The sequence below is a fragment of the Chryseobacterium phosphatilyticum genome (assembly GCF_002899825.2).
Lineage (GTDB): Bacteria > Bacteroidota > Bacteroidia > Flavobacteriales > Weeksellaceae > Chryseobacterium > Chryseobacterium phosphatilyticum.
On record NZ_PPED02000105.1, the window covers coordinates 1 to 450 of the forward strand.

The 450-nt window shown below is 67.1% G+C and carries 2 protein-coding genes; both read left to right on the forward strand.

All coding sequences use genetic code 11. From position 1 onward, the window contains the following. Positions 1-209: cytochrome c oxidase subunit 3 (locus tag C1631_RS25570; protein WP_185144706.1), on the forward strand; the 209-nt coding region annotated here is incomplete at its 5' end. Further along, positions 206-450 (forward strand): cytochrome C oxidase subunit IV family protein (locus tag C1631_RS25575; protein WP_109714500.1); only part of this gene is annotated, 245 nt, incomplete at its 3' end. The genes C1631_RS25570 and C1631_RS25575, both read left to right, overlap by 4 nt.

Below are 450 nucleotides of genomic sequence, written 5' to 3' on the forward strand. Positions count from 1 at the left end.
GCTTCTACTGGCTCTCGACTTCAGTCCACGCGATCCACCTGTCGATCGGCATCGGCCTCATTGTCCGCCTCATCTGGCGGGAGTGGCGCGCACCGGGCTTCCTGCTTGCGAGCCCACAGGTGGAGGTGGCGACACTCTATTGGGGCTTCGTCGACATGGTCTGGATCTTCCTCTACCCGATGCTCTACCTCGATGGGCGGAGCGCGTGAGGGCGCGTCTTCGGACAAAGGCCGGCGCGCTCTGGCTGCGCGGCCTCGTCGTCTGGCTTCTGCTGCTGGGGCTCCTGACGGCAAGCCTGCTCGCTGCCTACCACCTCAAGGCCCCCTGGACTTCAGCCGTGAACTTCGGCCTCGCCGCGACGCAGGACGCCCTGGTCGCCCTGCTGTTCATGCGCCTGAACCGCGCCGACCACCTCGTGCGTCTCGCCGCCGCCTGCGGCCTGTTCTGGCT